This window comes from Micrococcus sp. 63XJN7_8_ISO-PGPR-S23-253, assembly GCF_056173425.1.
This window is the reverse complement of record NZ_CM149673.1, coordinates 1,091,812-1,110,851: the sequence shown is the minus strand read 5'-3', so window position 1 is coordinate 1,110,851 and position 19,040 is coordinate 1,091,812. Positions and strand designations below refer to the sequence as shown.

General features: G+C 70.9%; 18 protein-coding genes. 9 read left to right on the top strand and 9 right to left on the bottom strand.

The genetic code is table 11. The features are described 5' to 3' along the window. Positions 1 to 110: 110 nt before the first annotated feature. Positions 111 to 2,216, top strand: a complete 2,106-nt coding sequence (locus AC0VX4_RS05105; RefSeq protein ID WP_144823999.1) for an NADPH-dependent 2,4-dienoyl-CoA reductase — start codon at positions 111 to 113, stop codon at positions 2,214 to 2,216. Positions 2,217 to 2,275: 59 nt separating this feature from the next. Beyond that, the gene (locus AC0VX4_RS05100; protein WP_002854518.1) at positions 2,276 to 2,824 is read left to right on the top strand and encodes a maltokinase N-terminal cap-like domain-containing protein; all 549 of its coding nucleotides are present in this window, start codon (positions 2,276 to 2,278) and stop codon (positions 2,822 to 2,824) included. A 16-nt stretch (positions 2,825 to 2,840) separates the two neighbouring features. Here the strand turns inward: AC0VX4_RS05100 and AC0VX4_RS05095 are convergent, their stop codons facing one another. Together AC0VX4_RS05095 and AC0VX4_RS05090 are read right to left on the bottom strand one after the other, a co-directional pair. Then, the gene (locus AC0VX4_RS05095; RefSeq protein ID WP_144823997.1) at positions 2,841 to 3,086 is read right to left on the bottom strand and encodes a superinfection immunity protein; all 246 of its coding nucleotides are present in this window, start codon (positions 3,084 to 3,086) and stop codon (positions 2,841 to 2,843) included. A gap of 193 nt (positions 3,087 to 3,279) precedes the next feature. Continuing rightward, positions 3,280 to 3,918, bottom strand: coding sequence for a hypothetical protein (locus AC0VX4_RS05090; RefSeq protein ID WP_098471717.1), 639 nt, complete (start codon positions 3,916 to 3,918; stop codon positions 3,280 to 3,282). A gap of 109 nt (positions 3,919 to 4,027) precedes the next feature. Between AC0VX4_RS05090 and AC0VX4_RS05085 the strand changes: the two genes are divergently transcribed. Next, entirely contained in the window at positions 4,028 to 4,444 is a 417-nt protein-coding gene (locus AC0VX4_RS05085; RefSeq protein WP_475464655.1) for a DUF3054 domain-containing protein, read from the top strand. A 68-nt stretch (positions 4,445 to 4,512) separates the two neighbouring features. After that, a complete protein-coding gene (locus AC0VX4_RS05080; RefSeq protein ID WP_002854527.1) occupies positions 4,513 to 4,794 on the top strand; it encodes an Lrp/AsnC family transcriptional regulator in 282 nt (93 codons plus the stop codon). A gap of 54 nt (positions 4,795 to 4,848) precedes the next feature. On the opposite strand, the gene trpD is transcribed toward AC0VX4_RS05080, so the two are convergent. After that, the gene (trpD, locus tag AC0VX4_RS05075; protein WP_098471719.1) at positions 4,849 to 5,907 is read right to left on the bottom strand and encodes an anthranilate phosphoribosyltransferase; all 1,059 of its coding nucleotides are present in this window, start codon (positions 5,905 to 5,907) and stop codon (positions 4,849 to 4,851) included. A 190-nt stretch (positions 5,908 to 6,097) separates the two neighbouring features. On the opposite strand from trpD, the gene ctaE reads away from it, so the two are divergent. The 4 genes from ctaE to qcrB all read left to right on the top strand — a co-directional run bounded on the left by ctaE (position 6,098) and on the right by qcrB (position 10,474). Then, positions 6,098 to 6,736, top strand: coding sequence for an aa3-type cytochrome oxidase subunit III (gene ctaE, locus AC0VX4_RS05070; RefSeq protein ID WP_456301674.1), 639 nt, complete (start codon positions 6,098 to 6,100; stop codon positions 6,734 to 6,736). A gap of 85 nt (positions 6,737 to 6,821) precedes the next feature. Beyond that, positions 6,822 to 7,628 carry a cytochrome bc1 complex diheme cytochrome c subunit gene (gene qcrC, locus AC0VX4_RS05065; protein ID WP_036315101.1) on the top strand — a complete coding sequence of 269 codons (807 nt, stop codon included), beginning with the start codon at positions 6,822 to 6,824 and terminating at the stop codon, positions 7,626 to 7,628. Positions 7,629 to 7,697: 69 nt separating this feature from the next. Next, positions 7,698 to 8,774: a cytochrome bc1 complex Rieske iron-sulfur subunit gene (qcrA, locus tag AC0VX4_RS05060; RefSeq protein WP_060774981.1), complete on the top strand. Its 1,077-nt coding sequence runs from the start codon at positions 7,698 to 7,700 to the stop codon at positions 8,772 to 8,774. A gap of 5 nt (positions 8,775 to 8,779) precedes the next feature. Next, complete coding sequence (gene qcrB / locus AC0VX4_RS05055; protein ID WP_060774982.1) at positions 8,780 to 10,474, top strand: cytochrome bc1 complex cytochrome b subunit; 1,695 nt, start codon at positions 8,780 to 8,782, stop codon at positions 10,472 to 10,474. Positions 10,475 to 11,877: 1,403 nt separating this feature from the next. Here qcrB and AC0VX4_RS05050 read toward each other — a convergent pair. The 5 genes from AC0VX4_RS05050 to AC0VX4_RS05030 form a co-directional block, all read right to left on the bottom strand. Beyond that, the gene (locus AC0VX4_RS05050; protein WP_002854636.1) at positions 11,878 to 12,279 is read right to left on the bottom strand and encodes a cytochrome c oxidase subunit 4; all 402 of its coding nucleotides are present in this window, start codon (positions 12,277 to 12,279) and stop codon (positions 11,878 to 11,880) included. Further along, on the bottom strand, positions 12,276 to 13,985 hold the full coding sequence (gene ctaD / locus AC0VX4_RS05045) for an aa3-type cytochrome oxidase subunit I (protein WP_049161847.1): 1,710 nt from the start codon (positions 13,983 to 13,985) through the stop codon (positions 12,276 to 12,278). Before ctaD ends, AC0VX4_RS05050 begins: the two co-directional genes overlap by 4 nt. Then, entirely contained in the window at positions 13,985 to 14,902 is a 918-nt protein-coding gene (gene ctaC, locus AC0VX4_RS05040) for an aa3-type cytochrome oxidase subunit II (RefSeq protein WP_002854640.1), read from the bottom strand. Before ctaC ends, ctaD begins: the two co-directional genes overlap by 1 nt. A 278-nt stretch (positions 14,903 to 15,180) precedes the next feature. Further along, a complete protein-coding gene (gene erpA / locus AC0VX4_RS05035; protein WP_002854644.1) occupies positions 15,181 to 15,573 on the bottom strand; it encodes an iron-sulfur cluster insertion protein ErpA in 393 nt (130 codons plus the stop codon). Positions 15,574 to 15,694: 121 nt separating this feature from the next. After that, complete coding sequence (locus AC0VX4_RS05030; protein ID WP_144823993.1) at positions 15,695 to 17,098, bottom strand: dipeptidase; 1,404 nt, start codon at positions 17,096 to 17,098, stop codon at positions 15,695 to 15,697. An 80-nt stretch (positions 17,099 to 17,178) separates the two neighbouring features. On the opposite strand from AC0VX4_RS05030, the gene AC0VX4_RS05025 reads away from it, so the two are divergent. Then, positions 17,179 to 17,802, top strand: a complete 624-nt coding sequence (locus AC0VX4_RS05025) for a DUF3043 domain-containing protein (protein ID WP_144823992.1) — start codon at positions 17,179 to 17,181, stop codon at positions 17,800 to 17,802. Positions 17,803 to 17,868: 66 nt separating this feature from the next. Here AC0VX4_RS05025 and AC0VX4_RS05020 read toward each other — a convergent pair whose 3' ends face one another. Then, positions 17,869 to 18,996, bottom strand: a complete 1,128-nt coding sequence (locus tag AC0VX4_RS05020) for a quinone-dependent dihydroorotate dehydrogenase (RefSeq protein ID WP_144823990.1) — start codon at positions 18,994 to 18,996, stop codon at positions 17,869 to 17,871. Between the last annotated feature and the right edge of the window lie 44 nt (positions 18,997 to 19,040).

The following is a 19,040-nucleotide window of genomic DNA, read 5'->3' as shown; positions in this document are numbered from 1 at the left end:
GCCGCGCGTCGACGTGTGATCCCCATCCTGCCCTACACAGTGGCGCCGGACACAGCGTGTCCCCAGGCGGTCCTGGAAGGAGGGGGCTACCGCCCGGTAATGTGAGCTGCATGACATCTGCACCCGTCGCGGTCTCGCCCCTGCTCCAGCCGATCACTCTGGGCCCCCTCACGCTGCCCAACCGGGTGGTCATGGCCTCGATGCACGTGGGACTGGAGGATCGCCACGACGACCTGCCGCAGCTGGCGGCGTTCTACGCGGAGCGGGCACGCGGCGGCGTCGGACTCATCGTCACCGGCGGCCTGGGCGTCGTCCCGGAGGGCGCGGTGACGCTGGGCGGGGGGATGCTCGCCAGCGCGGAGGACGCGCGCGCCCATCGTGTCGTCACGGACGCCGTCCACGCAGCCGGGGGCAGGATCCTCGCCCAGCTGCTGCACGCCGGACGCTACGCCCCGAGCCCCGACCTGGTCTCGGCCTCCGCGGTGCGAGCCCCGATCTCGCGGCACACGCCCCGGGAGATGACGACCGCGGACATCGAGCGGACCGTGAGCGCGTTCGCACGCGCGGCCACGTTGGCCCTGGAGGCCGGATACGACGGCGTGGAGATCATGGCCTCGGAGGGCTACCTCCTCAACCAGTTCCTCGCCCCGGCGACGAACCGACGCGCGGACGAGTACGGGGGTGACGCCGAGCGCCGGCGCCGGTTCCCGGCCGCGGTGGTCGCAGCGGTGCGCGAGGCACTGGGGGAGCGCGGCGTGCTCTCGGTGCGCACCTCGGCGGCGGACCTCGTCCCCGACGGGCAGACGCGCGCGGAGATCGCGGACACCGCCCGAGCCTTCGAGGCCGCCGGAGCGGACGTCCTGATGACCGGCATCGGGTGGCACGAGTCGCGTGTGCCGACCATCGTGACCTCCGTGCCGCGCGCCGCGTTCCTCGCCGCCTCGGCTGACCTGACCGCCGCCGTCGACATCCCCGTGATCGCCTCCAACCGGCTGACCACCCCCGCCGAGGCGGAGGAGGCGCTGACGTCCGGGGCCGCCGCTCTCGTCGGGCTGGCCCGGCCCCTGCTGGCGGACCCCGACTGGATGGCCGCGATCAGCGACCCGCGCGCTCGGACCCTCACCCCGTGCATCGCCTGCAACCAGGCGTGCCTCGACCACGTGTTCACCGGGGCTAAGGTCTCGTGCCTGATGAACCCCCGCGCCGGGCGGGAGACGGAGCCGGAGTACGCCGCGCCCGTCCCGGTGGCCCTCGGCCGCCGGCGCCGGATCGCCGTGGTCGGTGCCGGGCCGGCGGGCCTGACGGCCGCGGAGCGTGCGGCCCGGTTCGGGCACGAGGTCACCCTGTTCGACCGGCACGCCGAGCCCGGTGGGCAGTTCCGGCTCGCCCGCCGCATTCCCGGCAAGGAGGAGTTCGGTCCCGCGCTGGAGCACCTGGCGGCCCGCGCGGCGGCAGCCGGGGTGACGCTCGTGACCGGGGAGGAGGTCTCTGCACAGGCACTCCTGACGGACGATGGGCAGCCGGGTTACGACGAGGTGCTCCTCACCACCGGCGTGCGGCCCCGGCCGATCGCTCTGCCCGGGACGGGGGAGCCGGGTGCGCCCGCCGTCCACGCGTACGACGACGTGGTCCTGGGGCACGTCGACGTCGGCCCGCGCGTCGCGGTGATCGGCGCCGGCGGCGTGGGCGTGGATGTCGCCGAGGCCCTGGCGGCCGGCACGGAACGGCCGGACGGGACACCCGAGACGCAGGAGCACTGGCGGGCCCGCTGGGGCGTGGCCCTGACCTCGGAGACGCCGGGCCAGCTGGCGAAGCCGGCCGCGGCACGCCCCGGGCGGGAGGTCCACCTGCTCCAGCGCAGCCCCGGACCGATCGGCGCCCGACTGCGCCCCACCACCGGCTGGGTGCACCGCGCCGAGCTGCGGCAGCACGGGGTCCACCTGCACTCCGGTGTGACCTACGAGGGCGTCGGCCCCGACGGCCTGCGCGTGACCGCGCCGTCCCCGGAGGACCCCGAGGCCCGCGTGGCCCTGACCCTGGACGTGACGGACGTCGTCGTGTGCGCCGGGCAGGTGTCCGAGACGGATCTCGTCGAGGACCTCGTGGCCGCGGGCTACTCGCCGGAGGCGGTGCGCCTGATCGGCGGCGCGGCCGAAGCCCGCGAGCTCGACGCCTACCGGGCCATGGACCACGCCGTGCGGGCCGTGCAGGGCTGAGCCGCGCCGCCGGCCGGCGGGCCCTCGCGGGCGGGCGACGTCGGGGCTACGGTCGAGGCATGGCTCTCATCTACACCGCACGCCTGGACCCGGACAAGCCCGAATGGATCCGCCGCCGCCTCGTGGCGCACGGACTGCCGGCGGACGTGACCGCCGAGAAGGTCGGCTCGTACCGGTTCGACGATCCCGCCGGTGAGATCGGCGTCGAGTCGATGGTCGTGCGCGTGGGGGACCGGCTCTATCAGACCGCGTTCGCCTACCGAGGCGAGGCACCCGCCGAGGGGGACGTCGTGGCCGAGGCGGAGCACTCCGTCCTGGGACACCGCTGGATCGTGGACGCCGCCACCGACCCGGACGCGCGCCGCATCGTCGCGGCCGCCGTGCGCGGCGAGATCCCGCAGGCCCGACTCGAGATGCACGACGAGTCCGGGACCTACCTCGAGACGCGCGCCCCGGATCTCACCCTCCGCGTGGTCGGCGCAGATGCGACGGGGGAGCTCGAGGTGCCGGTCGAGCTGCTGGAGACGGGCGAGACGGACGTCGACGGTCCACGGTGCCTGGTCGCCGAGGGAGACGGTGTGCGGGCCGTCGTCGCGCGCCTTTCCTGAGGGGCGGTCCGCGCGGTCAGAGGCCGCGCGGACCCCAGGAGCGCAGCCGGCGATGGCTGGTGAGCGACATGTACAGCGCGATGCACCAGCCGAGGACGGTCCACCCGGTGAGCAGGTTCACCCAGAACACCGCCCACACGTTGGAACGGCCACGGACGGCGGCGACGGCCCACGGAGCGAGGTAGCCCGCCGTGGCGATGGCCAGGACGACGGCGACCGTCGCGTGCAGGGGGCGGTCGCGCTGGTCGGTCATGATCGTCATGGGTCCAGGCTACGCGCGAGACCCGCCGTGCGGGGCGTCCCTGTCCGCCGTTCTGCCGTGCGCCGATAATGTACATTATGTCAACTAGCCCGTTCTTGGCCTCCCCTTCGGACGGCCGCCTGCACGGCACGCGCCACATCGGGACCTGGCCCAGGAGGTCGCGCCGGGCGGCACCGACGCCGCGTACCGGGGTTCACTCCCCCGGGTCTGCGGACAGCCGCTCCAGCAACGGCAGGACGGCCGCCACCGCCGTCCGGCTCTCGTGCCAGAGCCCGTGCCGCAACCGGGAATGGACGGCCTGCTGACTGATCCCGAGCTCCGCCGCCGCCTCTCGCTGACTGGCGCCGGCTTCGACCAGCCGCCCCGCCGCATGCTGGTCACCGGACCGGCGCCGTTCCACCGTGGCGACCAGCTGCAGGGTGGCCTCTGCACAACGCAGGTCAGCCTCTCGGCCGGCCTCTGTGGCGCCGCCAGGGCGACGTCCGTGCGGCAGCACCAGCCGTCCCGGTGCCCGCCGGGCGCGCCGCCGCTCGGCTGGAGTCAGATGCGACAATGATGGGTCTTTGTCTGGGGTGCCCTCCGGATCCAGCAGCACCGCCCAGGACCCGGTCCGCACGGCCCACAGCGCCAGGCCCACGGCAGCCGCCATGCCATCGAGGGTGACGGCCAGCTCGCCGTCGTGCGCCGTCGGATCGGATTCGTCGCCACGCCACGCCGCCGAGATCACAGCCGCGTCGGGGCGGGGATCGTCGAGCAGCGCCGCTGCCACACGTCGGGCGTCGTCGGCCGTGGCGGCGGTCGGCCGGATGGGCACCAAATGCACGGACACCATACAGAGAGTCTACCTCTGACAACGGTGCTGGCTTGTCGTAGGGCGTGTCCGCCGTGCCGCGCCTGGCCGGGCGCTCCGTCCGGTCGTCTCGGTGGGCCAGACTGGATGCATGACGTACTCCCCCACCGCCCGTCGTGCCGTGCCCGCCGAGCACCGTGACCCGCGCGGCGCCCTGCCGGCGCTGGCCGTCGACCTCCTGCTCACCCTCCTCTTCGTGGCTCTGGGCCAGGGACAGCACGCGACGGAGCGCGGGCCGCTGGGGCTGCTGGTCACGGCGGCGCCGTTCCTCGCGGGTCTCCTGCTCATGACCGGACTGACCTCCGGACACCGGACCTGGGCTCGCGTGTGGCCCCACGGAGTCATCGTCTGGATGGGGACCGTCGCCGTCGGCATGATGCTGCGCGTGGCCTTCGGCCTCGGTGGCGCCCCCGTGTCCTTCGTGCTCGTGGCGCTCGGGGTGCTGGGCGTCCTGCTTTTGGGTCGCCGGGCCGTGACCGCCTGGCTGGTGCGCCGCACCCGGAGGTGAGGGGTCGGCGCGCGGCTAGGATCATCGCGGACACCGGACCCGCAGCATCGAGGAAATGAGGACCGCCCGTGGTCACCGCCATCGTCTTGATCAAGACCGACAAATCCAGCATCCCGGAGACCGCCGAGACCCTCGCCGCGCTCGAGGGGGTCGGGTCGGTCTACTCCGTGACCGGCGCGTGGGACCTGGTGGCGATGGTCAAGGTGCGCCGCTACGAGGACCTCGCCGACGTGATCGCCGACCATCTCTCCAAGGTCGACGGGATCCAGGACACCGAGACCATGCTGGCCTTCCGGACCTACTCGTCCGAGGACCTCGGCGAGGGATGGGCGCTCGGCTTTGACTCCTGAGCGTCCTCTCGACGACGGGCCCCACCTCGCCGGTGAGGGCCCGTCGTCGCACCATCAGGACCGGGAGAAGGCGACCCAGCGGTCCAGGACGTCACGCGCGGCGCCGGAGTCGATCGACTCGGCGGCCCGCGTCATGTTGGCCGCCAGTCGCTCCATCAGCGGAGCGTCCGCGTCGCGGTCCCAGGCCGTCAGGCCCGCGGCCGCGTTGAGGAGGACGGCGTCGCGGATCGGGCCCTTCTCCCCCGCCAGCAGAGCGCGGACGAGGGTCGCGTTGTAGGCGCCGTCCCGCCCGGCCAGAGCCTGGACGGGGGCCAGGTCGATGCCCAGCTCCCGGGGATCGAGCTCGTGGGTGCGCACACCGTCCCGGACCTCCATGACGGTCGACGGCCCCGACGTCGTGATCTTGTCCCGGCCGTCCGCCCCGCGGAAGACGAAGCCGCGCACCCCCCGGTCCGCGAGCACCTGGGCGAGCAACGGGACCATGGCCTCGCTCGAGCAGCCCAGGGCCTGGGCGGTGACCTGGGCCGGATTGCTCAGGGGGCCGAGGAAGTTGAACACGGTGGGCACGCCGAGCTGCTTGCGCACCGGTGCCACGTACTTCATGGACGGGTGGTAGTTCTGGGCGAAGAGGAACGTGATGCCCACGGCCTCGGCGCACTCCTCGGCCTTCCGGGCCGGCATGGACAGGTCCACGCCGAGGGCCTCGATCACGTCGGCCGCGCCGGCGGTGGACGAGGCGCCTCGGTTCCCGTGCTTGACGATCCGCGCGCCCGCACCGGCGGCCACGAGCGAGGACATCGTCGAGAGGTTCACGGTGCCCAGGCGGTCGCCGCCCGTGCCCACGACGTCGAGGGTCTCCCCCGGCACGTGCACCGGGTTCGCCGCCTGCACCATCGCCTCGGTCAGGCCGCGCAGCTCCGGCACCGTCACCCCCTTGGCGGCCAGGGCGAGGAGGAATCCGCCCACCTGCCCCTCGGTGGCATCGCCGGCCATCATCTCCCCCATGGCCCATGCGGCGACGTGGTCGCTGAGGTCCTCGCCGACGGTGAGGGCGCGGAAGACCTCCGGCCAGGAGGTCCCCAGGACTGCTGCGGTGTTCTCGGGGGTGCTCACGCACTGAGCCTAGCGGCCCGGCTGCACCCGGGGCCGCGCCATGTCATGCACGGCTCGCTTCGAACCTGGACACCACCTGGACACCAGCCCCCGACTGTCACTGAAACCCCCCGACGGTGCTGACGACCCGTCCTGCGACACGGTAGGTTCGATTTACCGCCCGGGCGGTGTTTGGGGCCATAATGGCTGGGTGACCACAGCTAACCCCACTCTCCATCAGCCCACCACGGGGCTCCCGAGCCGGCCCAACATGGTGCAGGTCGGGACCATGGTGTGGCTTGCCAGCGAGCTCATGTTTTTCGGTGGGCTCTTCGCCATGTACTTCACCCTTCGCTCCACGTCTCCGGAGCTCTGGGCCGAGCACACCGCGATCCTCAACGTTCCGCTCGCCGCGGTGAACACGACGATCCTGGTGCTCTCCTCCGTCACCGCCCAGTTCGGCGTCCTCGCCGCCGAGCGCCTTCAGCCCCGCCGCACCGGCGGCCTCCTGCAGTTCGGGAAGTGGGGCATGGTCGAGTGGTTCATCCTGACCTTCATCATGGGCTCGATCTTCGTGGCGGTGCAGTCCTACGAGTACGCGGTTCTCGTCTCCGAGGGTGTGACCGTCGCGGCGAACGCGTACGGCTCGGCGTTCTACATCACCACCGGCTTCCACGCCATCCACGTGACCGGCGGCCTGATCGCGTTCCTCTTCATCATCGGCCGCGCCTACATGGCCCGCCGCTTCGGCCACCACGAGGCGACGTCGGCGATCGTCGTGTCCTACTACTGGCACTTCGTGGACGTCGTCTGGATCGCCCTGTTCTTCATCGTCTACTTCCTGAAGTAAGACGACCCCCACTCACCGCACCGACTTCAGGCCCGGGCCGGCAGCATGAGCGGCCCGCCCCGGAAGAGAACGATAGGAAACCCCCGTGAAGGCACTTTCGCAGAACCGACGCCATCCCCTGATGGGGCTGGCGCTCCTCCTGCTGGGACTCCTGGTGACCGGCGGACTGTACTCCGTCGCGAGCACCGTGAACCAGGCGCAGGCGGCCACGCAGGTCACCGCGGCCGCCTCGGCTGATGACATCTCCGAGGGCGAGAAGCTCTTCAACGCGAACTGCGCCTCGTGCCACGGCACGGGTGCCGCGGGGGGTCCCTCCGGCCCGTCTCTGATCGGTGTCGGCGCCGCCTCCGTCGACTTCCAGGTGGGCACCGGCCGCATGCCGATGCAGATGAACGGCCCGCAGGCCCAGGTCAAGCCGAACCAGTTCAACGACGAGCAGACGGCGCAGCTCGCCGCGTACGTCGCCTCGCTGGGTGCCGGCCCCGCCGTCCCCGAGGACGAGTACCTGGATGTGAACCACGAGGACGTGGACATCACCCGCGGCGGCGACCTGTTCCGCATCAACTGCGCCATGTGCCACAACGCGGCTGCGGCCGGCGGTGCGCTGACCCGCGGCAAGTACGCCCCGTCTCTGCAGGGCGTGGAGGAGAAGCACATCTACGAGGCCATGGAGACCGGCCCGCAGAACATGCCGGTGTTCTCCGACTCGAACATCAAGCCCGAGGACAAGCGCGACATCATCGCGTACCTCAAGACCATCGAGAACCAGGGCTCCCCCGGCGGCCTCGCCCTCGGCTCGCTCGGCCCCGTCTCCGAGGGCCTGTTCATCTGGACCGCGGGCCTGGCGCTGATCATCGGCTTCATGGTCTGGCTCACCAGCCGGTCCTCCTGATCCCGTCGGCGCAGGCGCGCCGACCACCCGTCATCGACATTCATCACTCGAGTAAAGGAAACAGGACATATGGGCGAGAAAGGCCTTGAAGGGACCGAGCACCGCTCGGGTTCCCTCGAGCACGCCGGCGAGGACGCGCCCCGGTACGCGATCGACAACCCGGGCCTGCCTCCGCACCGTCCGCGTCTGGCCGATGAGGATCCGAAGGCTGCGAAGCGCGCCGAGCGTCAGGTCTCGGTCATGTTCCTCATCTCCATCGTGGGCACGGTGCTCTTCTTCATCGGCTACTTCGGCGTGGGGCAGATCGGCAACGGTGAGGCGTTCAGCAAGATCTATCTGCAGAACCTCCTGCTCGGCCTGGGCACCGCCCTGGCCATGTTCGGCATCGGCATCGGCGTGGTGCACTGGGCCAAGACCCTGATGCCGGACCACGAGACCGTCGAGGACCGTCATGAGATCCGCTCGGAGGCCGACCGCGTGGCCGCCACCGGGATGATCTCCGAGATCCTGGACGAGTCGCAGATCAAGCGCCGCCCCCTGCTGCGCAACACCCTGATCGGCGCCGCCCTGCTGGCCCCCCTGCCGTTCATCGCCGTGTTCCGCGACCTGGACGACACGGACAACTTCTCGGACCAGGAAGCCCAGAACTTCGGTCCGGAGCGTCTGCGCCACTCCATGTGGGCCGAGGGCGTGCGCCTCGTGCGCGACCCCACCGGCTCCCCCATCAAGGCCTCGGACGTCACGCTCGGCTCCGCCGTGCACGTCATCCCCGACGGCCTGAACGACCTGGGCCACGACAAGCTCAACCAGAAGGCCAAGGCCGTCGTCCTGCTCATGCGTCTCGATCCCGCCAAGGTGAAGATCACCCCGGGCCGCGAGGACTGGAACGTGGACGGGATCTTCGCCTACTCCAAGGTCTGCACGCACGTGGGTTGCCCGATCGCCCTGTACGAGCAGCACACCCACCACCTGCTCTGCCCCTGCCACCAGTCGACCTTCGACCTGACGCAGGAGTGCAAGGTCATCTTCGGCCCGGCCAGCCACGCGCTGCCGCAGCTGCCGATCACCGTGGACGACGAGGGCTTCCTCGTGGCCCAGAGCGATTTCCATGAGCCCGTCGGGCCTGTCTACTGGGAGCGTGGCTGACACCTATGAGCACCACCGTGAATGAGTTCCAGCCGGCGACCACGACCGGCCGCATCGCCAACTTCGTCGACACCCGGATGGGCATGTCGCCGATCGTGAAGTTCTTCGGCCGCAAGATCTTCCCGGACCACTGGACGTTCATGTTCGGCGAGGTCGCCCTGTACAGCTTCGTCATCCTGCTGCTGTCCGGCGCATTCCTCACCCTCTTCTTCGATCCCTCCATGTCAGAGGTCGTCTACGACGGGGCCTACGCCCCGCTGCGCGGCATCGAGATGTCCGCGGCCTACGCATCGACCCTCGACATCTCGTTCGACGTGCGCGGCGGTCTGTTCATGCGCCAGCTGCACCACTGGGCCGCGCTGCTGTTCGTGGCGGCCATGTCCGTGCACATGCTGCGCGTGTTCTTCACCGGCGCGTTCCGTCGCCCGCGTGAGCTGAACTGGCTGGTCGGCTGCTTCCTGCTGATGGCCGGCTGGGCTGCCGGCTTCACCGGCTACTCCCTGCCCGACGAGGTGCTCTCCGGCAACGGCCTGCGCATCATCGACGGCATCCTGAAGTCGCTGCCGCTGGTCGGCTCGTACCTCTCCGCCTTCTTCTTCGGCGGCGAGTTCCCCGGCCACTCGGTCATCGGTCGCCTGTATGCCCTGCACATCATGATCGTGCCGGCCGCCATCCTGCTGCTGATCGGCATCCACCTGTTCATGGTCGTCGTGCACAAGCACACCCAGTACCCGGGCCCGGGCCGCACCGAGGACAACGTGGTCGGCTATCCGGTGGGCCCCGTGTACGCGGCCAAGGCCGGCGGCTTCTTCTTCATCGTGTTCGGTGTGCTCGCGCTCATCGCCTCCACGGTGACGATCAACGCCAACTGGAACTACGGCCCGTATGATCCGTCCCCGGTGCAGGCCGGCACCCAGCCCGACTGGTACATCGGCGTGTTCGACGGTGCCCTGCGCCTCATGCCGGGCATGATCGGCGACTACTCCTTCCTCTGGAACATCCCGATGCCGTGGGGCTCCTCGGTGTCCCTGCCCATGGGCGTGCTCGTGCCGCTGATCCCGGTCGGCGCCCTGATCGTCGGCATGTGCGCCTGGCCCTGGATCGAGCGGTGGATCACCAAGGACGACACCGAGCACCACCTGCTCGACCGTCCCCGCAACGCCCCGGCCCGCACGGGCATCGGCGTGGCCGCCGTCGTCTGGTACTGCGTCATGTGGGCGGCCGCGTCCTCGGACCTCATCGCCACCCACTTCCACCTCTCCCTGAACGACGTGCTGTACGTGCTGCGCGCGCTGTTCTTCCTCGGCCCGGTGATCGCCTTCATCGTGACCCGCCGCATCTGCCTGTCCCTGCAGCGCAAGGACCGTGAGCTGGTGCTCCACGGCCACGAGGCCGGCGTCATCGAGATGTCCCCCGAGGGCGGCTTCCATGAGCGCCACCGCCAGCTCACCGACTACGAGCTGTACCGCCTGGTGTCCTTCGAGGACCGTCGCCCGGTGCCGGCCATCCCCGGCCGCAACGGCAAGGTGGGCACGCTGGAGAAGGCCCGTGCCGCCCTGAACCGCATGTTCTACCAGAACCGCGTCGCCCCGGTCTCCCGGGAGGAGCTGGTGGAGGCCCGCACCCACGGCCAGCACGGCCACGAGGAGCACCCCGTCGAGCTCGGACACGGCTCGGACGCTCCTCACCTGGAGCGCTGACCCCGGTCGGCTGATCCCCTGACGAAGGGCCCCGCGCACCACGGTGCGCGGGGCCCTTCGGCGTCCCTGGGCGGGCCGCCGCGGCCGCCGCGGGAGGGCCCGCCCAAGGCCGTAGCGGGCGCCATGAGGTGGTCCAGCGCCCCGCCCCCGGCCGCCGGATCGGCGACCTACGCTGCGGGGGGCACCTTCGGCGGCCGCCCCGGGTGGGCATGAGTTGTGACGCTCCTCGCCCGTCGCGGCACACCGACTCGGGCATGGTCAGGCGTGCGTCCGGTCCGTGACAACGGATGCTGGGCGGACGCAGGTGGCCTCCCTCGGGGGTGTCCCAGGAGACGGCAGGAGACGGACACCGTCGATGCTCGGGGTCCTCAAGTGGCTGTCCTCCCACGCGCGCTCAGAGGGGATGAGCCGGCGCCCCGCCACGAATGGGCGCTGCGACATCCGCTCATCCTCGGAGAGGAGTCCGCGCATGGGCCTCGCCCCCGCACACCACCGCCCCCTGTGCTGTCCGCCGCGCCCGACCACCACCGGCTGCGCCCGGGCATGGTCGGACGTGGCGACACCGGGCCGGAATCCTCCGTCTGCGAACTCAGAACGGCGGGAGAAGACCGCCGCCAGACGCCTCTGTGATTCACCGCCGCAGGCCGAGACGCACGGTGCACCCGTAGCTGGAGGACACAGGCCGCCGTGCCCCTGACGGTGGCACGGGGAGCTCTGACGGCCTCACGGTGACGCCGGACCGGTCGTCGCGTGTGACAGCGGTGCAGGGTGGGGTGGGCGGACCTGCAACTCAGCGACCGGCCGGCACACCCCCCTGTCCCGGACCGGGGCGAGAGAGGACGTACCGGCCTGTCACCGCGACCGTGGTCTCGCTCGGGCGTGCACCTGCGAGGCCCAGCGACGCGAGGCGTCGGCGATGGAGGCGGGACACGACGTTCACCGTCGGCCCCTACCCCGGTGGCGACGCTCCCCCGGGCTCGGCCGGCCCCACGGCTGGCAGCGGCCTCATACCCTCCTGCCACACGACGCGGCGGTCTCCGGTCGCCCGGAGCGGGGTGAAAGCCGCGCGGCCGCCGACACGGTCACACGCGGTCGTGCGGCCCACTCCCCGGCCGTGCAGGGCTCATCAGGGCATCGCCGCCCGACCCCTCAGGGCGGCTGCCAACGCACGCGCCGACGTCGGGTGGCCTGCCCAGCGCCGCTGCGCGGCACGCGCGCTCCTGGTGCACGGCTCCCGCTTCCCCAGACGCGGCGAGACAGGTCGTGGAGATCCGCCGCCGCGGTGTACGTCGAGCGGCTGGCCGGCTGCCACGACGGCGGGCCGGCCGTACTCAGCGCACAGGGAAACGCCGCAGGCCGGACCCCGAGGGGATCCGGCCTGCGGTGGTGGAACGACGGACGGGTCAGTGGGCGTACTTGCCCCGAGAGAACTCGTAGACCCACCCGAAGGTGAAGTAGGCGGCGGCGACGATGCCGATGATGAAGACCCACCAGCCGACGGCCAGGCCGGTCACGATGATCGCGCAGCCCAGGCCGAGGCCCAGGGGCCACCAGCTCCAGGGAGCGAAGGTGCCGTAGGTGCCGGCGTACTCGACGATCTGACCGTCCTCGTCATCTGCAGGGCCGACGCCGTATTTGTGCTCGGCGGCCCGCAGGTACCAGGCGATCATCCAGGACATCCCGCCCACGGCGTAGATGGCCGGGATGCCTGCCCACTCGGTCCACTCGACCCAGAACCCGTAGAGGGTGGCGGCTGCGATGAAGAACAGGCCGATGATCCAGAAGATGTTGGCTGCGACCTTCACTGGGCGACCTTCTCTCCGAAGGCCTCAGACGTGTTCTGAGGCGAGTGCGGGAAGAGCTCCGGGTGGTGCAGATCCAGCGCCGGACGCTCGGAGCGGATGCGCGGCAGGGAGTGGAAGTTGTGCCGCGGCGGCGGGCACGAGGTGGTCCACTCGAGCGAGCCGCCGAAGCCCCACGGGTCGTCCACGGTGACCTTCTTGCCATAGCGCGAGGTGATGTAGACGTTCCAGAAGAACGGGATCAGCGACGCGCCGAGAACGAAGGAGAACACCGAGGAGAACGCGTTCATCGCCTGGAAGCTGTCCTCCACCATGTAGTCCGCGTAGCGACGGGGCATGCCGATGACACCGAGCCAGTGCTGGATCAGGAACGTGCCGTGGAAGCCCACGAACAGCATCCAGAACTGGATCTTGCCGAGACGCTCGTTCAGCATCTTGCCGGTGAACTTCGGCCACCAGAAGAAGAAGCCGGCGAACATCGCGAACACCACGGTGCCGAAGACGACGTAGTGGAAGTGCGCCACGACGAAGTACGTGTCGGACACCTGGAAGTCCAGGGGCGGCGACGCCAGGATGACGCCGGTCAGGCCACCGAACAGGAAGGTGACCATGAAGCCGAGCGTCCACAGCATCGGGGTCTCGAAGGTGATCGAACCGCGCCACATGGTGCCGATCCAGTTCACGAACTTCACGCCGGTCGGGACCGCGATGAGCATGGTCATCACGGAGAAGAACGGCAGGAGCACGGCGCCGGTCACGTACATGTGGTGCGCCCACACCGTCACGGAGAGCGCGGCGATCGCCGTCGTCGCGAACACGATGGACTTGTAGCCGAAGATCGGCTTGCGGGAGAACACCGGGATGATCTCCGACACGACGCCGAAGAACGGCAGGGCGATGATGTACACCTCGGGGTGGCCGAAGAACCAGAAGAGGTGCTGCCACAGGATGGCGCCGCCGTTCTCCGGGTTGAAGATGTGGCCGCCGAAGCGACGGTCCAGGCCCAGCGCGAAGAGCGCGGAGGCGAACGGCGGGAACGCCACCATGATCAAGATGCCGGTGATGAGCGTGTTCCAGGTGAAGATCGGCATGCGCCACATCGTCATGCCCGGGGCACGCATCGTCAGGATCGTGGTGATGAAGTTGACGCCGCCCATGATCGTGCCGAAGCCCTGGAGGACCAGACCGAACACCCAGAGGTCACCGCCGACGCCCGGCGAGTACGTGGTGTTGGAGAGCGGGGCGTAGGCGAACCAGCCGAACGAGGCCGCACCCTGCGGGGTGAGGAAGCCGGCGGTCGCGATGAGCGAGCCGAACAGGAAGAACCAGAACGCCAAGGCGTTCAGACGCGGGAAGGACACGTCCGGAGCACCGATCTGCAGCGGCACCAGCACGTTGGCGAAGCCCGTGAAGAGCGGGGTCGCGAACATGAGCAGCATGAGCGTGCCGTGCATGGTGAACAGCTGGTTGTACTGCTCCTTCGTCTGCAGGATCTGCATGCCGGGCTCGAAGAGCTCCGCGCGGATCATGAGGGCCATGACGCCGCCGATGCAGAAGAAGACGAAGGACGTGATCAGGTACATGTACCCGAGCACCTTGTGGTCGGTCGTCGTCAGCCAGCTGACGACGATCTTGCCCAGCGAACGGGGCACCACACGAGGCTGCGCCTGTGAGCGCACCTCATCCGTTGCGTACTCGTAAGTGGTCATCAGTGGCTACCTCCACCGCGGGGGGTCTGGAGATCGCGCTCCATCGTCCCGGCGCCGTCAGGGTTGTTGTTGGGATTGCGGCTGTACTCTTCGCCCACCTGACCCGGCTCCATCTCCTCGAGGCGCTGGACGAACTCCGTCTCGTCGACGACCTCCACGTTGAAGAGCATCTCGGAGTGGAACTCGCCGCACAGCTCGGCGCACTTGCCGTCGTAGCTGCCCAGCTCCTGGGGGGTCAGGTACAGGTGGTTGGTCTTGCCGGGCACCATGTCACGCTTCTGGAGGAACTGCGGGATCCAGAAGGAGTGGGCCACGTCACGGGACTTCAGCTCGAAGTGCACCGGCACGTCATTCGGCAGGTACAGGACCGGAAGGGTGTCACGCACGCCCTCGGTGCCGTCCAGCTGGGCCTGGATGCCGGAGTAGTGGGCCTCGATGACCTCGCCGTTCTCCTGCTCGTAGGAGTAGTTGAAGTCCCAGGACCACTGCTTGCCGTACACGGTGACGGTCAGCGGCGAGTCGTCCACGGGGCGGTCGACCTCGGTCTGGACGCGGTCGGTGAAGCCCCAGAGGGTGAAGACCATCAGGATCGGGATGGCCGTGAACATGGTCTCGAGCGGCACGTTGTAGGCCGTCTGCTTCGGGAAGCCCTGGTCGTTCTTGCGGCGGCGGTACGCCACCATGCACCAGATCATGGCGCCCCAGGCCAGCAGGCCGACGACCATGGCCGCGATCCAGGAGTTCACCCACAGGTCGGTGAGCTGGGCGTTGTAGTTGGTGGTGTCCCGGGTGCCGGGGTACCAGCCGCGCTGGACCTCTGCCGAACACCCGGTCAGCACCAGGAGCGCCGTGGTGCCCACGGCACCGGCGGTCCAGCGGCGGCGAGTCCGACGTCCGGCGTCATTCTGTGCTCTCACAGACGGCCTTCCTCTTCATCTCGTGTGCGAGGGGCGTGCCCGCTCCCCCGGCGATTCGGCGACTTCTCGCAGCGTCCTCGCAGGGAGCACGGGTATGCCCTGATGATTCAGAGCCAGTCTAAGCCGAAACGAGCGGATTCTCCGCACCGTGACACGGGCGGATCGTGTCTGGGAGCCGGGTCCGAGCATCCTGGGCGCGGTGCCCGAGCACGACGACGGCGGGCCGGCCGAGGCCGACCCGCCGGTTCGCGGTCCGAGGCGCGCCGGGCGCCCGCAGATCAGTGGAAGGAGTCGCCGCAGGCGCACGAGCCGCCCGCGTTGGGGTTGTCGATCGTGAAGCCCTGCTTCGAGATGGTGTCCTCGAAGTCGATGGTCGCGCCCATGAGGTAGGGCACGCTCATCTTGTCGACGATCACCTCGACCCCGTCGTAGTCACGGACGGTGTCGCCGTCGAGGACGCGCTCGTCGAAGTAGAGCTGGTAGATCAGGCCGGAGCAGCCGCCCGGCTGCACGGCGACGCGCAGTCGCAGGTCCGTGCGGCCCTCCTGCTCGAGCAGCGAGCGCACCTTGCCGGCCGCCACGTCGGTCAGCTCGACCTCGTGCGGGGGCAGGCCCTCGGCGTCCTGGGTCGCGCCGATCTCGACACCGGTCTCCTCTGCGGACAGAGCCATCGTGACCTCCTCAGATCATGGGGCGCGGACGGGGCCGTCACGCGCGTGTGGTCTTCAGGGCAACACTAGCCGCCCACGGGGCATTCCCGGCCCGCCGCATCGGCGGCGGGCCGGGCGGCACTCACTTGGAGAGCCGCGCGAGCCAGAGCGCCTCGGCCACGACGGCCCGCTTGAAGTCGTCGATGTGCAGCGACTCGTTGGCCGAGTGCGCCCGCGTGTCCGGGTCCTCCACGCCCGTGATGAGGAGGGTGGCCTCCGGGAAGACCTCGGCGAGGTCCGCGGTGAACGGGATGGAGCCGCCCATGCCGATCGCCCGGGGCTCGACGCCCCAGGCGTCCTCCAGGGCGGCCATCATCGCGGCCGCGGCGGGGGCCGCGGTGTCCGTCGTGAACGGCTGACCGAACTCCCCCGCGGTGACCGTGATCTCCGCGCCGAGCACCGCCGCAGACTGCGCCTCCAGGTGGGTGCGCAGCGCCTCGAAGGCCTCCGCGGGGTCCATGCCGGGGCCCAGGCGCAGCGAGAACTTGGCGCGCGCCGCGGGCTGGATCGTGTTCGAGGACTCCGCGACGGAGGGCGCGTCGATCCCGATGATGCTCAGCGCGGGCGCGTTCCACAGCCGGTCTGCGACCGAACCGCGGCCGGCCAGGGTCACCCCGTCCAGCACGCCCGCGTCCGCACGGAAGACGTCCTTGGGGTAGTCCAGCCCCGCGGTCTGACGCGGCTCGAGGCCGGGCACGGCGACCGCACCGTCCGCGTCGTGGAGCGTGGCGATCAGCCGCGAGAGCAGGACGACGGCGTCCAGGACCGGCCCGCCGAACATGCCGGAGTGCACGGCGTGGTCGAGCACCCGGACGGTCACCGTGCCGTCCACCAGCCCGCGCAGGGACGTGGTCAGCGCGGGCTCCCCCACGGCCCAGTTGGACGAGTCCGCGACGACGATCGCGTCGGCGTCGAGGCGCGCCCGGTGCTTCTCCAGGAAGGTGCGGAAGGTGGGCGAGCCGGCCTCCTCCTCGCCCTCGATGAAGACGCGGACGCCGACGCCGGCGTCGGGCAGGACGTCCCGCAGGGCGGCGAGGGCGGCGAGGTGGACCATGATGCCGGCCTTGTCGTCGGCGGCGCCGCGGCCATACAGCCGCCCGCCGCGCTCGGTGGCCACGAGCGGCGGGGTGTCCCAGAGGTCCTCGTCCCCGATCGGCTGCACGTCATGATGGGCATACAACAAGACAGTGGGCTTGTCTGAGGCGCCGGGCTTCTCGCCGATCACCGCCGGCCCGCCGGGCCGGCCGTCGTCGCGGGTCTCGGTCACGATCTCCACATGCTGCAGGCCCGCCTCGCGCAGCAGGCCCGCGACGGCCTCGGCGGACCGCTCGAGCTGGGTGCGGTCCGCGGAGTCCCAGGCGATGCCCGGGATCGCCACGAGGTCGGTGAGGGTCTGGAGGGTCGTCGGGAAGCGGGCCTCGACGGCCTCACGGACGGCCGAGACGAGGGCCGCGTCCTGCGGCGCACGGGAGGTGATGTCAGTCATGACGGCCAGCGTAGACGGCCGCCGGGCCGAAAGCCGCGCCTCCGGGCGGGCCGGATGCGCCCCACCACTAGACTGGACGGGTGTTCAAGCGAGACAAGACCCCCGAGACCGCGCCCACCCCTTCGACTCACGGCTCCTCCGCCGCGCCCGCCGAGGACGCCGCCGTGGCCGAGGCCGGGCCGCGCGACCGCTCGCAGGGCAAGAAGGGCCCGACTCCGCGGCGCCGCGACCAGGAGGCCGCGCGCCGGCGCACCCTGGTCCCCGACGATCGCAAGGCGGCCCGCAAGGCCGAGCGTCAGGCGATGGCCCAGGAGCGGATGCGCCAGCGCGCCGCGCTGGAGACCGGGGACGAGCGCGGTCTCCCGGCGCGCGACAAGGGACCGCAGAAGCGCTGGGTCCGTGACTACGTGGACGCACGCACCGGCATCGGCGAGTGGCTCATGCCCGTCGTCTTCGCCTACGTCCTGCTCATGTTCATCCCCGGCCGCGAGGCGCAGCTGATCCTGATGATCAGCCTGTACGTGCTCGTGGCCCTCGTGCTCATCGAGAGCTTCCTGGTCAGCCGGCACATCAAGAAGGGCCTCACGGAGCGCTTCGGCACGCCGGAGCCCGGGACCGGCTTCTACGGCATCATGCGCGCGCTGCAGTTCCGCCGCCTGCGTCTGCCCAAGCCCCAGGTCAAGCGGGGCGAGTACCCCGCCTGACACGACACCGCGCGACGGCCCGGACCCCGGTGGGTCCGGGCCGTCGCGTCACCGGCGAGCGGACCGTCAGCCCCGCAGGGGTCGGGCCAGTCCGGCGGTGATCCGGCCGGCCCAGAACGGCCCCTCGTAGAGGAACGCGGTGTAGCCCTGGACGAGGTCCGCGCCCGCGTCGAGCCGGGCCTGGACGTCGTCGGCGTCCGTCACCCCGCCCACGCTGACGACGGCGGCGCCCGCGGGCAGCGCCGCCCGCAGGACGTCCAGCACCCGCCTCGACCGCTCCTGCAGCGGGGCGCCGGACAGGCCGCCCGCGCCCAGGGCGTCCACGTCGGCACGCGGGGTGCGCAGACCCTCGCGGGAGACGGTCGTGTTGGTCGCGATGACGCCGTCGAGCCCGAGGCGCTCGGCGAGCGCCCCGACGGCGCGCACGTCGTCGTCCGACAGGTCCGGGGCGATCTTCACGGTCAGTGGCACCCGCCGGCCCGGGACTGCACGGTCGGCCTCCTCGCGCACGGCCGTGAGGATCGGCTCCAGCGCGTCGATCTCCTGCAGCTGGCGCAGCCCCGGGGTGTTCGGGGAGGACACGTTGACCGTCAGGTAGTCGGCGTGGGGCGCGAGCAGGCGGGTCGAGGCCCGGTAGTCGTCCGCCGCGTCCTCGAGCGGGACCACCTTGGTCTTGCCGATGTTGACGCCCAAAACCGGCCGGGCCGGACCGAAGCGGCGCTCCAGGGTCTGCCGGGTCCGCGCCAGGCGGGGGGCGACGGCCGCCGCGCCGTCGTTGTTGAAGCCCATGCGGTTGACCAGCGCCCGGTCGTCCACGAGACGGAACAGTCGGGGCTGCGGGTTGCCGGGCTGCGGCTGCGCCGTGATCGTGCCGACCTCGATGTGGCCGAACCCGAGGTCGGCCAGGGCGGCGGTCCCCCGGCCGTCCTTGTCGAACCCCGCGGCCAGGCCGAAGGGCGTCGGGAACCGCAGGCCCATGACCGTGCGCGCGAGCATCGGGTCCGGACGGAAGGCGGCGCGCAGGGCGGCGGACGCCCCGGTCCGCTCGGCCAGCCGAATCGCGTCGAAGCCCCGATGGTGCGCCTGCTCCGCGTCCATGCCACCGAACACGGCACGGAAGAAGGGCGGGTACAGGCGAGGCGCACGGGAGGTCAGGAGGCCGTCGACGGCGGACTTGGGATCAGGCAGCTGCATGCCCCCATCCTCGCACGGGCCTCCCGCCCGCCCGGGGTCCTCCT